This is a genomic window from Anabaena sp. TISTR 8404, assembly GCF_056847745.1.
This window is the reverse complement of sequence record NZ_CP180578.1, coordinates 3,740,543-3,755,474: the sequence shown is the minus strand read 5'-3', so window position 1 is coordinate 3,755,474 and position 14,932 is coordinate 3,740,543. Positions and strand designations below refer to the sequence as shown.

Sequence of the window (14,932 nt, the reverse complement as noted above, 5' to 3'; positions counted from 1 at the left end):
GATCGCTTCACCCAACCTACTTTTTTTCACACTTCAGACTTCATACTTTTAACTTTCCAGGTTCCAGCCGAGGGCGATCGCAACTTGATTAGCTAATTCTAGAGGATCGAAGGGTTTAGCGATCGCCGTTACTATCCCCATCTGATCATAGCGGCGGCGGTCACTGGCTTGAATTTTGGCAGTCAATAAAATTACGGGAATTTCTTTGGTTGCTGCGTTCGCTTGGAGTTTTTCAAAGGTAGTTATGCCATCCATGTCGGGCATCATGACATCTAGCAAAATCGCATCTGGTTGGTAAGTCTCGGCTTGCGTAATCCCTTCTTTGCCAGAACTCGCCGTGACTACATCCCAACCTGCGACGGTTTCTAAACAAATTTTGGCAACTTCTTGAATGTACTGTTCGTTATCTACTACGAGAATCCGTTTTGCGGCCATAATTCAGTACCTAGTACAAAAGTCTGAAGTCTGAAGTTTGAAGTTTGAAGTCTGAAGTCTGAAATTAAGAAACTCTGATATTAAGGCTTGTTTTCTTTTTCTCCATTCCCTACTCCCTACTCCCCACTTTCTACTCCTTATATTTTTGAGTGATTCTTTGAAGTAATTCCATCACTTTTTGTTCAAATTCTTGGGTTGTTACACGTCCTTTGGTTAAAAATTCGGTGTGTCCTAATTTCAGGCGTTGACGTTCAGATTCATCTAAATCTTTGGCTGAGTAAACAACTACTGGCATGTGACATAGTTGATTGTGTTGCTTTAACCAATCAACTACCACAAAACCATCGCTTTCTGGCAAAATCAAGTCAAGAATTAACAAGTCTGGATTAAGTTGTTGGCTTAAGTGGATAGCTTCTCTTCCGGTTTGCGCTAAACAAGTTTCGATATCATGACGCTCAAACAAAGTAATGAGCAAATCTGCTAAGTCGTGGTCATCTTCCACAATTAAAATCCGGGCGCGTTTGGAAGGTTTTGCAACGACTTGCTTGAGTGACTGTAACAGAAAGCTTTCTTGGATTGGTTTACTTACCCAATCAGCAAAATCTGTGATTGAGTTGTTGTTGCTGTTGGATTTATAAACACTACAAATCACAATCGGAATGTGCTTGGTATCTTCTCGCTCTTTTAATACTGCCATTGTTTCCCAACCGTTCATTCCCGGCATGAGCAAATCAAGTAAAATCACATCTGGTTGTTGCGCCGATGCGGTGGCGATCGCTTCTTCCCCGGTAGCAACTGTTACTACTCGATATCCGCCTTGTTGCAATAGTGTTTGCAGTTCGGTGCAGATGCTTTGGTCATCGTCGCAAAGTAGGACTAGGGGGGAGTGCTGAGTGCTGAGTGCTGAGTGCTGAGTGCTGAGTGCTGAGTGGGGAGTGGGGAGTGGGGAGTGGGGAGTTGGGAGGGTGAAGTAGAATGTACTACCTTTTCCTAAAGTACTTTCCACCCAGATGCGACCACCATGTTGCAGCACAATGCTTTTACAAATTGCTAAACCTAAACCTGTACCGTCGTGGTTGCGCGAATCGGAAGAATCAACTTGTTGAAAACGCTCAAAGATGCTTTCTAGTTTGTCTTCTGGGATACCGCGTCCGGTATCTTTGACTGTGAGCAAAACTTGATTTTCTTGTTGCTGAGCCTCTAACCATACTGTCTCTCCTGTGGTAGAAAATTTAATGGCATTACTCAGTAGGTTGGTTAAAGTTTGCACAATCCGGTCAGGGTCAGCCAATAATCTGACAGATAAACTGGAAATCCCTAATGTCACTCCTTGTTTATTTGCTAAAGGTTGGATGATGTTCACTGCTGACTGAATTAAATCGGCAAGGTTGCAGATTTCCCGCGCCATCTTGACTTTGCCTGACTCAATTCGTTCGATGTCTAAAATATCATTAATCAACCGAACTAGGCGATCGGTGCTATCTGTGGCAATTTGCAAGAGCCGTTTTCCTTGGTCGGAATCTGCTTTTAATAAACCACTGGTAAGCATTCCCAAGGAGCCATGAATAGATGTCAGTGGTGTGCGCAGTTCATGACTGACAACAGAAACAAACTCATCTTTCATCCGCTCAATTTGTTTGCGCTCTGTGACATCACGCAAAATAACTGTATAGTAAACTTCCTCTCCCATATTTAATTTAGAAATGGAAGCCTCAGCCGGGAATTCACTCCCATCTTTGCGTTGACCAAATAATTCTCGTCTTTCTCCCATCCGCCGCGCTAAGCTCGCAGATTTGCCAAAGTCAGATACGTGCTGACGATGAGCTTGGGTAAATCGCAGTGGTAAAAGGATATCAAGCTTCTGTCCCATGACTTCCTGCGCAGAATAGCCAAAGATTTTCTCGGCTCCTTGGTTAAATAACGTAATACGTTGTTCACTGTCGATAGAAATAATGGCATCATCAGCTATGTCTAAAATCCGCGCCAATTTGACTTGCGAAACCCGCAATTCTTCTTCTATGCGTTGGCGTTCATCGAGTTCTGATTGCAATTGATGGTTGACTTTAATTAATTCAGCAGTGCGTTCAGCAACTCGTAATTCTAGTTCGTTATTCGCTTTTTGTAAGGCTGCTTCTGTGCGCCTGCGATGGGAAATGTTTCGCGCCACTACGACAGCCGCAGGTTTTTGTTGATATTCACAAGGAGCAGCCACTACCTCAAGATGAATCACTTCGCCATTCAGCCGGATAAAATCTTCTTCGACTAAAGGAAGTGGCTGTTTGAATTCTTGGAGATATTCAATGCGCTCTTGAACTAATGCGTGGAATTTAGGATGTACTAAATCAAGTACTGGTTTTCCTAGTAATTCTTCGGGTTGAGTTGCGCCAAACAGTTTGACAGCAGCACTATTTAAAAAGGTAAATTTACCTTCGCTTTGAATAAAAATTGCTTCGGGACAGATTTCTACTAGTTGGGTGTAGCTGGCTTGGCTTTGTTGTAATGCAGCTTGGGCAGAAGCGCGATCGCGTTGATTGCGTAATGCGACAATACCATAAGTTAAATCTTCTGCCAGTTTTTTTAATAGCTGCACTTCATCATCATCAAAGGCGTTTGGCTCAGCAGCATAGATATTTAGCGCTCCAAATGCTAAGTTGCCTGTTTTTAAAGGTAAAGCAATAGAAGCACCATAGCCGCGTTCTTGTGCTTGACAACGCCAAATCTCATATTTGGGATCAGTTAAAACATTCTGAATAATGCAGGTTTTACCTGTGCGAATGGCTGTACCCGTTGGCCCCTGACCACGCACAGTATCTGACCAAGTAAGCTGGAGCTTTTGTAAATAACCATCATCATAGCCAGCTTGGGCAACAGGGCGAATAGTTTTTTCAGCATCATGTTCGGCAAAGGCTACCCACGCCAGCCGATAGCCGCCAACTTCCACAATGATTTGGCAAATTTTATTGAGTAAATCTTGTTCGTCTTGAGTGCGAACAATAATTTGATTGCAAGTACTCAATGTCTGGAGTGTCCGATTAATTCGGCGAATTTCTGTTTCTGCTTGTTTGTAATGAGTAATATCGCGGGTAATTGCCAATTGGACAAATTTACCATCAGCTTCGTTGTACAAAGGTACAGCATGAGTTTCCATCCAGCGGCGATTACCTTGAAAAGTAATAATCTCAAACTGCAAAGTTCCTTTATTACCTTGGCAAACACTTTCATGGAGTTGGCGAAATGCTTGTTGATATTCTGGCGCAATCAAAGAATAAACTGATTTCCCCATCACCTTGGCTTTGCTCTTAGCTTCGATGATTGCTAGTCCTGCGGGATTCATTTCTAATAGTGTGCCATCAGCAGCCACTACTTTGACACATTCTGGTTCACCTTCAAAGATGGTACGCCAATCAGCTGAGAATGCAGAAACTTGTTCAACTGGTGCTAAACTTACTTGCTTGACTTGCTGCTGATGAGTTTGCGCCATGTGCTTGAGCAATTTTATCCGCTCTAGGCGATTTACAATTCGAGTTACCAGTTCTGGCCCGACAATTGGTTTGCTAACAAAATCATCAGCACCGACGCTATACACCTGATTTACAATGTCGGCATCGCTATGTACTGTGAGAAATAAAATCGGTAATTCGCTCCAATTCGGGTCATTCCTCACGACTTGGCAAAGCTCAATACCGCTGCTGTGAGGCATTTCTACATCCAGAATCAACATATCTGGCTTGACAGTTTCCAAGGTTTCCCAAAAGCGACGCGGATCATCTAAGGATATTACTTGTAATCCCCAGGGTGAGAGTAAAGTTTGTAATAGAGATAGAATTTTGGGATCATCATCTACCGCTAGGATTTTAGCTTCGCCTTGGGGTAATTGTTGCAATAATTGCGCGATCGCTTCTGCCACCTTTTCTGCTTTCATTGGCTTTTGTAAAAAGGTGTGTCCCCCTTGACGCGCTAATTGTAAACGATTCCCTAAATCTGTTTGCTCAGTAAAAACTAACACTGGCACAGGTGGTTTTCGTTGAGCCAGTTCTGCTAAAAAACTCAAACTATCTTCTTGATGTTCCGAAAAACTAGGATCAAGCAACACTGCATTGGGATGTTCGCGGTAAAGCAGCGTTCTGGCTGACTCTAAATTAGTGGCGATGCTAACTTGAAATTCTGAGTTAGTGTTGGCTTTTGCTAGTTGTTCACCTACTGTATTATCTCGATCCACTACTAAAACTAAGGGCAAGCCATGATTAGCCGATGGTGAAAATCCAGCTGCTTCGCCTTGAGTTTGAATTTCTTGACGCAATGATTTCACCCAAGTTTGCAGCTTGGTTTGTTCTTCTGGCGTTAAAGTTTGTCCAGGTTTTAGGAGTTGCTCGATTTTACGTGCCAGTTTTGAGCCTGTAGGAAAGCCAAAAGTCCCCAATGAGCCAGCTAAGGTATGCGCTTCTTTCTCTGCTTGGTTTAGTAATTCTCGATTTAAAGTTGATTCGGTGAAAGCTACTTGTTCTAGTACCTTGATTTGCTCATCGACTCGTCCTTGAAATCTTTGCCAAACTCCCGCGATCGCTTTTAATGTTTGCTGCTGCGATGATGATTCTTCTTTGGGTTTGTGGTTTTTTGATTTGGAATTCGCTGATTTTGTAGTTACTTTCTCTTCTTCTTGTGGTTTCAGACGATAGCCAATTCCATAAACTGTTTCAATTAAATCACTTGGCGCTCCTACTGCTTTTAATCTCTGCCGCAATCCTTTAATATGAGTCCGAACTGCTTCTTCTCCAGGAGTATCTTCGTAAGACCAAATATGTTCTAAAATCATGCCACAGCTAAATACTCTGCGGCTGTTGCGTAAAAATAACTCTAACAGCGCATATTCTTTAGGAGTTAATGATAGTAATTCTTCTTGATAAGTTACTTCACAACTACTAGGATCAAGGCGCAAATTTCCCCACTCTAAAACAGGTTGTGATGTTGTACCGCCGCGACGCAATAAAGCTCTGACACGGGCTACTAATTCTTCTTGTTCAAATGGTTTAACTACATAATCGTCTGCGCCTGCGTCTAAACCAATTGCTTTGTCATGACTGCTATCACGCCCTGTTAATAACAAAATTGGCATTTGCAAGCCACTAGCACGAATTTTCCGACACAGACTAATGCCATCTATATTTGGCAAAACTACATCTAATAAAATCAAATCATAATTGTAAGTTTGAATTAAGTCCCAAGCAGTTTCACCATCATTTGCCACTTCCACTGCATAGTTTTGGTTGGTGAGAACGGCGGTCAGTGCATAGGCATTTAACTCGTCATCCTCGACAACTAAAATTTTCATATCCTAACATTTCCTGATATTAATAATATTAGATAATGAGCTTCAAAATTTAAATTAAAAATATAATATTATTTTAAATTTGTGGTTTAAAGCATATTAAAGTATTTATCTCTATAATGTTAAGTTTAATTCACAAATATCAATATTTATCAATCTTTAGAAATAGTTGACAAGAAAATCAAGTACTTAAGTTAACAACAAGCAACCAAAACTTTTACTTTTCAGGTTGAAATTTAGAAATCTCTATTAGCATCCTCACAAGTTCCTCAAATTCTTGCTTTATAAGAAAGATAGATGTAATTCGCAGGTTGTTAGCCAGATTATCACAGCTAATTAAATAGAAGAATTTTATTGATTGTTGCTAAAAACCGATGCGGAATTCTTAACTGCTGCTCTGTATCCCCAGTTCAAAAACTTCAATCACTAAGTTATTAGCAATTACAGCCAGAGGTCTATATGCTGAAAAAGATTTTAGTTGCATTGGATCGTTCGGAAATGGGACAAGAGGTTTTTGAGCAAGCATTGGCTTTAGCGAAGGTAATGCCAGCCCAACTACTATTGCTGCATGTTCTATCTCCAGAAGAAGAAGGTAGCCCTTATATTCCTATGTTATCTAATGTTGACTACTATCCAGGCTTGAGTGGTCAAAGCTTAGATTTATACCAAAAACAATGGGATAGCTTTAAAGATCAAGGAGTGCGGATGTTGCAATCTTTCTGCGCTCAAGCCAACACAGCAGATGTCACATCAGAATTTAGCCAAATTTTGGGAAACCCTGGCAATACTATTTGTAAATTGGCTGCTCAATGGAATGCAGATTTAATTATTATGGGACACCGGGGGCGTTCTGGAATCACAGAGTTTTTCTTGGGAAGTGTAAGTAACTACGTTCTTCACCACGCCAACTGTTCAGTTTATATCGTGCATTGCCCCACTCGTTTGACAAGCCCGGAAAAAACCGTAGCTAAAGCTACTGGAAATGCCAGCGTCGCTTCATCTTAGTGTGCGATCGCCATCTGCTCCCACCTATCTCTATCAGTAACAATGACAACTGCTTCCTCTGTAGTTCTGCCCCATCCCAGTGGTGACAAACGCCTGAAGATGCTAGACGCAACTATGAAGCGTCATCAGTATCAACAAGATGCCTTAATTGAAATTCTCCACAAAGCCCAAGAACTATACGGTTACTTAGAAAACGATTTATTACTTTACATTGCCCATAAATTAAAACTGCCTCCTAGCCGAGTTTATGGCGTAGCAACCTTTTACCATTTATTTTCTTTAGCACCCCAAGGCGTACATAGTTGTGTGGTGTGTACAGGTACGGCTTGTTATGTCAAAGGTTCTCCAGCAATTTTGGCAAGTGTCGAAAAAGCTGCTCATATTCATGCTGGTGAAACCACAGCCAACGGGCAATTATCACTACTAACAGCGAGATGTTTGGGTGCTTGTGGAATTGCGCCTGCTGTAGTGTTTGATGGCACAGTTTTAGGAAATCAAACTCCAGAATCAGTTGGTGAGCGCATACAAGGATGGCTGGACAATGGAACTAAATGAATTAAAAGAAATTGCCAAACAAGAACGCTCTCAAACTAAATTAGTACAGATTCGCTGTTGCACGGCGGCTGGTTGTTTGTCTGCTAATTCTCAAAAAGTTAAACAAGAACTAGAAGCAAATATCAAAGCCGAAGGCTTAGAAAATGATGTGCAAGTTTCTGGCGTTGGCTGTATGCGCTTGTGCTGTCGCGGGCCGTTAGTGCAAGTTGACACTCCCGGCGGAAGCAAACTTTACGAGAAAGTTACCTCTGAAAATGCAGCTGCAATTATTGAAGGGTTGGATGGCGGTAAAACCCACGTTTGTGAAATAGATTTATCCCAGCCATTCTTCTCTTATCAAAAGCCGATTGTTTTAGAAAATAGCGGTAAAGTTGACCCAGAACGCATTCAATCTTATATTGCCGCCGAGGGTTATCAAGCTCTTTACCATGTTTTGCGGGAAATGACACCCAGCGAGGTAGTAGAGACAATTACCCGCAGCGGTTTGCGTGGACGAGGTGGTGCTGGTTATCCGACGGGAATTAAATGGGCGACTGTTGCTAAAGCGAAAAGCGATCGCAAATTTGTCATTTGTAACGCTGATGAAGGCGATCCTGGCGCATTTATGGATCGAAGTGTCCTAGAAAGCGATCCCCATCGAGTTTTAGAAGGAATGGCGATCGCAGCTTATGCTGTTGGAGCTAATCAAGGTTATATTTATGTCCGGGCAGAATATCCTATTGCTATTCATCGCCTGCAAACTGCCATTCATCAAGCACAACGCCTCGGTTTGTTAGGTAGCCAAATCTTTGAGTCTCCCTTTGACTTTAAAATTGATATTCGTATTGGTGCAGGAGCTTACGTCTGCGGCGAAGAAACAGCGTTAATGGCTTCTATTGAAGGGAAACGTGGTCTTCCTCATCCTCGCCCACCTTATCCTGCTGAATCTGGTTTATGGGGACATCCCACCTTAATCAATAACGTTGAAACCTTTGCCAACATTTCACCAATTATTCGCAAAGGTGCTGATTGGTTTGCGAGTATTGGTACTGCCAAAAGCAAAGGTACAAAAGTATTTGCCCTTGCTGGCAAAATTCGCAACACAGGTTTAATCGAAGTACCAATGGGGACTTCCTTGCGGCAAATTGTTGAAGAAATGGGTGGCGGTATTCCTGACAGTGGTAAAGCTAAAGCTGTGCAAACAGGCGGCCCTTCCGGTGGATGTATTCCTGCTTCAGCATTCGATACACCAGTAGATTACGAATCCCTGACTAACTTGGGTTCGATGATGGGTTCTGGCGGCATGATTGTCATGGATGACAGTACCAACATGGTGGATGTTGCGCGATTCTTTATGGAATTTTGTATGGATGAATCCTGCGGTAAGTGCATTCCTTGTCGAGTGGGAACTGTGCAGCTACATGGATTATTAACCAAAATTCGCGAAGGTAAAGCAACTCATGCTGATTTGGAATTGCTAGAAGAACTGTGCGACATGGTGAAACACACTAGCTTGTGTGGTTTAGGACAGTCAGCACCAAATCCTGTGTTTAGTACTTTGCGCTACTTTCGGGAAGAGTATTTAGCGTTGATTAAAAGTGCTGAGTCATCGAAGTTTACTCAACGCGGGGAACCCCCGCACGCAACTTCTCGCTGAGTGCTGTGTATAAACTTAGTTTTTTCAAGGCTTTGAGCAGTTAACTAACGTGGTGTGCAACTGTTTCTTAAACCTAACCCCCAACCCCTTCCCTACGAGGGAAGGGGAGTAAGATTTAAAGCCTCTCTCCGCTTCGGGGAGCCAGTGCGTTGCGGGGGTTCCCCCCGTTGTAGCAACTGGCGTGAGAGGTTTGGAGAGGGGTTTTAAAAATATTCATACATCACATTAACAATGTGAGCCATCACATTAATGACGTAACCCATCACATTAATAATGTGACCTATCGCATTAACAATGTGAGCCATCACATTAACGATGTAACCCGTCGCATTAAATAATCAGACACAATTACACACTCTGTTCCCTGTCCCTTGTTCCCTGTTCCCTGTTTCCTGTTTCCTGTCCTCTATCCCCTATTGTTATGACAGTCAAAACCTTAACAATCAACGACCAACTCATTAGCGCCCGCGAAGAGGAAACGGTGTTAGAAGCGGCGCAAGCAGCAGGAATTCATATTCCGACATTGTGCCATTTAGAAGGAGTGGGGGATGTGGGTGCTTGTCGGCTGTGTTTAGTCGAGATTGCTGGGAGTAATAAATTACAACCTGCCTGCGTGACAAAAGTTAACGAAGGAATGGAAGTTTGCACCAATAGCGATCGCCTGCAAAAATACCGTCGCACAATTGTCGAAATGCTATTTGCAGAAGGTAATCACATTTGTTCAGTTTGTGTGGCCAATGGTAATTGTGAATTACAAGACTTAGCGATTGAAATGGGTATGGATCATGTACGTTTAGAGTATCACTTCCCCAATCGCAAAGTAGATGTTTCCCACGATCGCTTCGGTATTGACCATAACCGCTGTGTGCTGTGTACTCGTTGCATCCGTGTTTGTGATGAAATTGAAGGCGCACACACTTGGGATATGGCAGGTAGGGGTACACACTCTCACGTCATTACTGACTTGAGTCAACCCTGGGGAACATCTCAAACTTGTACCTCTTGCGGTAAATGCGTTAACGCTTGCCCCACAGGTGCTATTTTCTACCAAGGTTCCAGCGTTGGGGAAATGAAACGCGATCGCGCCAAACTCGATTTTTTAGTTACCGCAAGGGAAAAACAGCAATGGAATCTTTAGCCGTTGACTTTGAGCCTACGCCAGGAGGGAAATATGAAACTCCGTCGCATCCGACAAACGTTTTGGTGGCTGCTACTGGTAAGTATTTTGACAATATCTATATTCCTGGCTTTAGGAAGTCCCACATCACAAATGGTACTGGCTGCTGTCACACATTTAGAAGCAGCACCAGGCGAAATTCTTTATCGCTCACAGACAAAATTAGATGATCAATCAGGACACGTTTGGCAAATTGTTCTGTTTAAGCAAATTTATCCTAATCAAGACATCACTTTAAATCTGCGGCTTGTAGGTTTTCCTAACTCTGCTGAATTATTTCATCCCCAACCACTTAAAATCACAACTGCTTCCGGCAAAGTTTTCACCGCTGCTGATGTTTTCTTAGATGAAGCGCCAGCACCAACCATCGCTCAATACGATGTCAAAGAGATTTTGCCCCAATTACCCAGCGAACCCCTACAACTAGGTATACCTTTACCCAAACAAAACTTTATTAAGATCTCAGTTCCTCAGTCCGTCGTGCGTGAATGGCGTGAACTCCTCACCGCCAAATCTTCAACCTGACAAGATACCTCCAACTCAGCGCCACTCAGCGTTTCACTCAGCGTACCTTTGCGTTTAAAAATTATGTCTCGCTTACGACTAGCAACAGTATGGTTAGGTGGCTGTTCCGGCTGTCACATGTCCTTTCTCGACTTAGACGAATGGCTAATTGATTTAGCCGGACAAGTAGATTTTGTTTACAGTCCCTTCGCTGATATTAAAGAATATCCCAACGATGTCGATGTAGTGTTAGTTGAAGGTGCGATCGCCAATGAAGAACACCTCACCACAATTCGCACCGTTCGAGAACATTCCAAAATCTTAATTTCCTTTGGCGATTGCGCCGTTACTGGAAACGTTACCGCTTTACGTAATCCATTAGGTAGCGCCGAACCAGTCCTGCAACGTTGTTACATCGAATTAGTTGATATTCATCCTCAAATCCCCCAAGAAGCAGGCATTGTACCCACATTATTAGATCGAGTTACACCTGTACATTATGTAGTTCCCGTTGATATTTATTTACCCGGTTGTCCACCTTCAGCAACTCGCATCCGTGCTGCATTAGAACCGCTGTTGCAAGGTGAAAAGCCACAACTCGAAGGACGCGAATTCATCAAATTTGGTTAATAAGGGAACAGGGAACAGGGAATAGAAAGAAACAACCTGTTGCCTCTCTGGAAGAGAGTTGACTAAAGAATAAAATTTCATACTTCATACTTCACACTTCATACTTTTTCTCCCCCACTTTCCTACAGGAGGTTCATCATGTTAAAAGCAGCAGACGTTATGACTCACGATGTCGCCAGCATTCGTAGTTCTGCGACAGTAGCAGAAGCAGTGCAATTAATGCGAGCGAGAGACTGGAGGGCATTAATTGTTGAACGTCGCCACGAACAAGACGCTTACGGCATTATCAGCGAGAGCGATATTGTTTACAAAGTCATTGCCTATGGCAAAGACCCTAATAAAACGCGTGTATACGAGGTGATGAGTAAACCTTGCATCGCCATTAATCCTGACTTAGGTTTAGAATACGTTGCCCGATTGTTTGCCGAACACCATCTGCACAGAGCGCCTGTTATCCAAGGTGAATTAGTCGGGATCATTTCGCTTACCGATATTTTGGCTTTAAGTGACTTTATTGAACAACCCCGGTCACTTCTATTAGAGCAACAGCTACAAGATGAAATTAAAAAAGCTCGCGTCGTCTGCACAGAAAAAGGTGTGCGCTCAGAAGAATGTGCCGCTGCTTGGGATGCAGTTGACGAAATGCAATCAGAAATGGCACACCAACTAGCTGAAAAAATTGACAGAACAGCTTTTGAAGAATATTGCGACGAGTTCTCGGAAAGTATGAAGTATGAAGTGTGAAGTCTGAAATTTCATTCTTTAGTCAACTCTCTTCCAGAGAGGCAACGGGCAACAGTGAGATGTCATCAGGAGGAAAGCTTAACAGGCAACAGGCTGTTTCTTTCTATTCCCTATTCCCTGTTCCCTGTTCCCTTATTAACCAATGACCAATGACAAACAAAATTATTATTGATCCCGTTACCCGTATTGAAGGACACGCCAAGATTAGTATTTTTTTAGATAATGCTGGTCAGGTGAGTGATGCTCACTTTCATGTCACAGAATTTCGCGGGTTTGAAAAGTTTTGTGAAGGTCGGCCGCTGTGGGAAATGCCCGGAATTACGGCACGAGTTTGCGGTATTTGTCCGGTGAGTCACTTGTTAGCTTCTGCTAAAGCAGGCGATCGCATTTTAGCTGTCACAATTCCACCAACAGCTGCTAAACTCCGACGATTGATGAATCTAGGGCAAATTCTTCAATCCCATGCGTTGAGTTTCTTTCATCTCAGCGCCCCCGACTTATTACTGGGAATGGATAGCAATCCCCAAACACGCAATGTCTTTGGTTTAATTGCAGCAGAACCAGAATTTGCTCGTGGTGGAATTCGCTTACGCCAATTTGGACAAGAAATTATTGAGTTACTAGGAGGCCAAAAGATTCACCCAGCTTGGGCTGTTCCCGGTGGAGTGCGAGAACCACTAACACCAGAAAAACGCAGCCACATCCAAAACCGCATTCCAGAAGCACGCACCACAATTTTGAATGCTTTAGCAAGATTTAAAAATTTACTCAACGATTATGCAGCAGAAGCCCAAACCTTTGGTAACTTCCCCAGTTTGTTTATGGGTTTAGTTACTCCTAATGGTTTATGGGAAACTTACGATGGACACATCCGCTTTGTCGATAGTGCAGGTAATATCATTGCCGATAAACTCGACCCGACACACTATCAAGAATTTATCGGGGAAGCAGTTCAACCAGACTCTTACTTAAAATCTCCCTACTATCGACCTTTGGGATATCCTGACCAACATGACCATTGCCGTTTAGATAGTGGAATGTATCGCGTAGGGCCGCTGGCACGGTTAAATATTTGTAGTCAGATTGGTACACCTTTAGCTGATCAAGAATTAGAAGAATTCCGCGATCGCGGTCAAGGTACAGTCAAGTCATCTTTCTTTTATCACTATGCCCGCTTAATTGAAATTTTGGCTTGTATTGAACACATTGAAATTCTGCTTGACGACCCAGACATCCTATCAAAGCGACTCCGAGCCGAAGCAGGCGTTAACCAACTAGAAGGAGTCGGTGTCAGCGAAGCCCCACGCGGTACATTGTTCCATCACTATCGCGTTGATGAAAATGGTTTACTACAAAAAGTCAATTTAATCATTGCCACTGGTCAAAATAATTTAGCAATGAATCGCACAGTTGCTCAAATTGCCAGACATTTTATCCAAGGTAATGAAATTCCTGAAGGAATGCTCAACCGTGTCGAAGCAGGAATCCGAGCTTTTGATCCCTGTTTAAGTTGTTCAACTCACGCCGCCGGACAAATGCCTCTGCAAGTTCAATTAGTAGCAGCAGATGGTAATATTATCAATCAAGTTTGGCGGCATTAAATTGTTCTAACAAGGTCTCAACACTAGCATTGTGATCGAAGAAAGAAAATAAGTGTCGATAAATTAATTTTCCATCTTTGTCTAATACAAATTGTGCTGGCAAAGGCGCTCCTAATGCTTGCCCAACTCTATATCTCCTAAAAACCTGACAGCTTGGATCGCTTAACAAGGGCATTTTTAAGCCCAAATCTTGTACAACTATTTGACTTTGTTTTTCATCAGTACTCGTAATCATCAAAACTTCAATACCACGACTTGTAAATTGCTCGTAGTTTTCATTCAAAGCTTTAATTTGAGGAAAGCAAAACGGGCAATATTGCTTTTCAGTAAAGATTCTCGTAAAGGCAAGTAACACTGGTTGCTTGCCTCGATAATCTGACAATTTAACTAAAGTCCCGTTAGTAATATCCGGTAATTGAAAATCTGGTGTTCCTATTTCCAGGTGGAAGTAACTAGTAGCCGGTACTGGTAAAAAGTTACGAAAAAATCGCTCGTTAAACAAACCGCTAAAATCAGTTGAAGTCAACATATTTTTATTATTGATTTATATAAATAACAACAGAAAATAAAACCACAGATAAACACTGTAATTAACACTGATTTTAGATCTGTGTTTATCTGGTGTTCATCTGTGGTGCGGATGAATTTCGCCATTAATCCCAACAAACATTGTTGGAATTGAAAGCTAAAAAATTCTAGACGGAAGCGAAGTAAACTTTAGACTTCACAGGGTCAGGTGTCATAGTCTTATCGCCAGGTTGCCAGCCAGCGGGGCAAACTTCGTCGGGATGTGATTGGACATACTGAATAGCCTGTAATGTCCGCAGGGTTTCATCAACGCTACGACCAAAAGCTAAGTTGTTAATTGTAGCGTGTTGGATGATACCATCTTTGTCAATCAGGAATAGACCACGCAATGCAACACCTGCTGCTGGGTCAAGGACGTTGTAAGCTGCGCTAATCTCTTTCTTGATGTCGGAAACTAGGGGATAATTGAGGTCGCCTACGCCACCAGATTTGCGATCAGTTTGAATCCAAGCGAGGTGGGAGAACTCACTATCAACGGAAACACCGAGAACTTCAGTGTTAAGTTTCTTGAATTCTTCGTAGCGATCGCTAAATGCTGTGATTTCAGTAGGACAAACAAAGGTAAAGTCTAGGGGGTAGAAAAATAAGACAACATACTTACCGCGATAATCGGAAAGTTTGATTGTCTTGAATTCCTGATCTACTACAGCGGTTGCTGTAAAATCGGGAGCTTGTTGACCAACGCGGAGGCTTCCTTCTGTTCCGTAAGTGAGGGACATTAACCTAATTCT

12 protein-coding genes are annotated in these 14,932 nt (G+C 42.6%); 8 read left to right on the top strand and 4 right to left on the bottom strand.

The genetic code is table 11. From position 1 onward, the window contains the following. Positions 1-48 precede the first annotated feature (48 nt). Both ACMX3D_RS16185 and ACMX3D_RS16180 read right to left on the bottom strand, forming a co-directional pair. Positions 49-435 carry a response regulator gene (locus ACMX3D_RS16185; RefSeq protein ID WP_482746915.1) on the bottom strand — a complete coding sequence of 129 codons (387 nt, stop codon included), beginning with the start codon at positions 433-435 and terminating at the stop codon, positions 49-51. 130 nt (positions 436-565) lie between these two features. Continuing rightward, positions 566-5,764: a response regulator gene (locus tag ACMX3D_RS16180; RefSeq protein ID WP_482746914.1), complete on the bottom strand. Its 5,199-nt coding sequence runs from the start codon at positions 5,762-5,764 to the stop codon at positions 566-568. Positions 5,765-6,220: 456 nt separating this feature from the next. Here ACMX3D_RS16180 and ACMX3D_RS16175 point away from each other — a divergent pair, with 456 nt between their 5' ends. The 8 genes from ACMX3D_RS16175 (at position 6,221) to ACMX3D_RS16140 (ending at position 13,613) form a co-directional block, all read left to right on the top strand. Further along, the gene (locus ACMX3D_RS16175) at positions 6,221-6,766 is read left to right on the top strand and encodes a universal stress protein (RefSeq protein ID WP_482746913.1); all 546 of its coding nucleotides are present in this window, start codon (positions 6,221-6,223) and stop codon (positions 6,764-6,766) included. 42 nt (positions 6,767-6,808) lie between these two features. After that, positions 6,809-7,321 (top strand): bidirectional hydrogenase complex protein HoxE, encoded by a 513-nt coding sequence (gene hoxE / locus ACMX3D_RS16170; protein ID WP_482746912.1) that lies wholly within the window; start codon positions 6,809-6,811, stop codon positions 7,319-7,321. Beyond that, on the top strand, positions 7,308-8,957 hold the full coding sequence (locus tag ACMX3D_RS16165; protein WP_482752352.1) for a NuoF family protein: 1,650 nt from the start codon (positions 7,308-7,310) through the stop codon (positions 8,955-8,957). The genes hoxE and ACMX3D_RS16165 overlap by 14 nt, the downstream gene beginning before the upstream one ends. A gap of 421 nt (positions 8,958-9,378) precedes the next feature. Beyond that, positions 9,379-10,095, top strand: coding sequence for a bidirectional hydrogenase complex protein HoxU (hoxU, locus tag ACMX3D_RS16160; protein ID WP_482746911.1), 717 nt, complete (start codon positions 9,379-9,381; stop codon positions 10,093-10,095). A gap of 33 nt (positions 10,096-10,128) precedes the next feature. After that, positions 10,129-10,659, top strand: coding sequence for a DUF3122 domain-containing protein (locus tag ACMX3D_RS16155; RefSeq protein WP_482746910.1), 531 nt, complete (start codon positions 10,129-10,131; stop codon positions 10,657-10,659). 63 nt (positions 10,660-10,722) lie between these two features. Continuing rightward, positions 10,723-11,268, top strand: a complete 546-nt coding sequence (locus ACMX3D_RS16150; RefSeq protein WP_482746909.1) for an NADH-quinone oxidoreductase subunit B family protein — start codon at positions 10,723-10,725, stop codon at positions 11,266-11,268. Between the two features lie 138 nt (positions 11,269-11,406). Next, complete coding sequence (locus ACMX3D_RS16145) at positions 11,407-12,012, top strand: CBS domain-containing protein (RefSeq protein WP_482746908.1); 606 nt, start codon at positions 11,407-11,409, stop codon at positions 12,010-12,012. Between the two features lie 149 nt (positions 12,013-12,161). Further along, positions 12,162-13,613: a Ni/Fe hydrogenase subunit alpha gene (locus tag ACMX3D_RS16140; RefSeq protein ID WP_482746907.1), complete on the top strand. Its 1,452-nt coding sequence runs from the start codon at positions 12,162-12,164 to the stop codon at positions 13,611-13,613. Here ACMX3D_RS16140 and ACMX3D_RS16135 read toward each other — a convergent pair. Then, positions 13,591-14,142 carry a peroxiredoxin family protein gene (locus tag ACMX3D_RS16135; protein WP_482746906.1) on the bottom strand — a complete coding sequence of 184 codons (552 nt, stop codon included), beginning with the start codon at positions 14,140-14,142 and terminating at the stop codon, positions 13,591-13,593. The two genes, ACMX3D_RS16140 and ACMX3D_RS16135, sit on opposite strands and share 23 nt — an antisense overlap. A 166-nt stretch (positions 14,143-14,308) precedes the next feature. After that, entirely contained in the window at positions 14,309-14,920 is a 612-nt protein-coding gene (locus ACMX3D_RS16130; protein ID WP_190680562.1) for a peroxiredoxin, read from the bottom strand. Between the last annotated feature and the right edge of the window lie 12 nt (positions 14,921-14,932).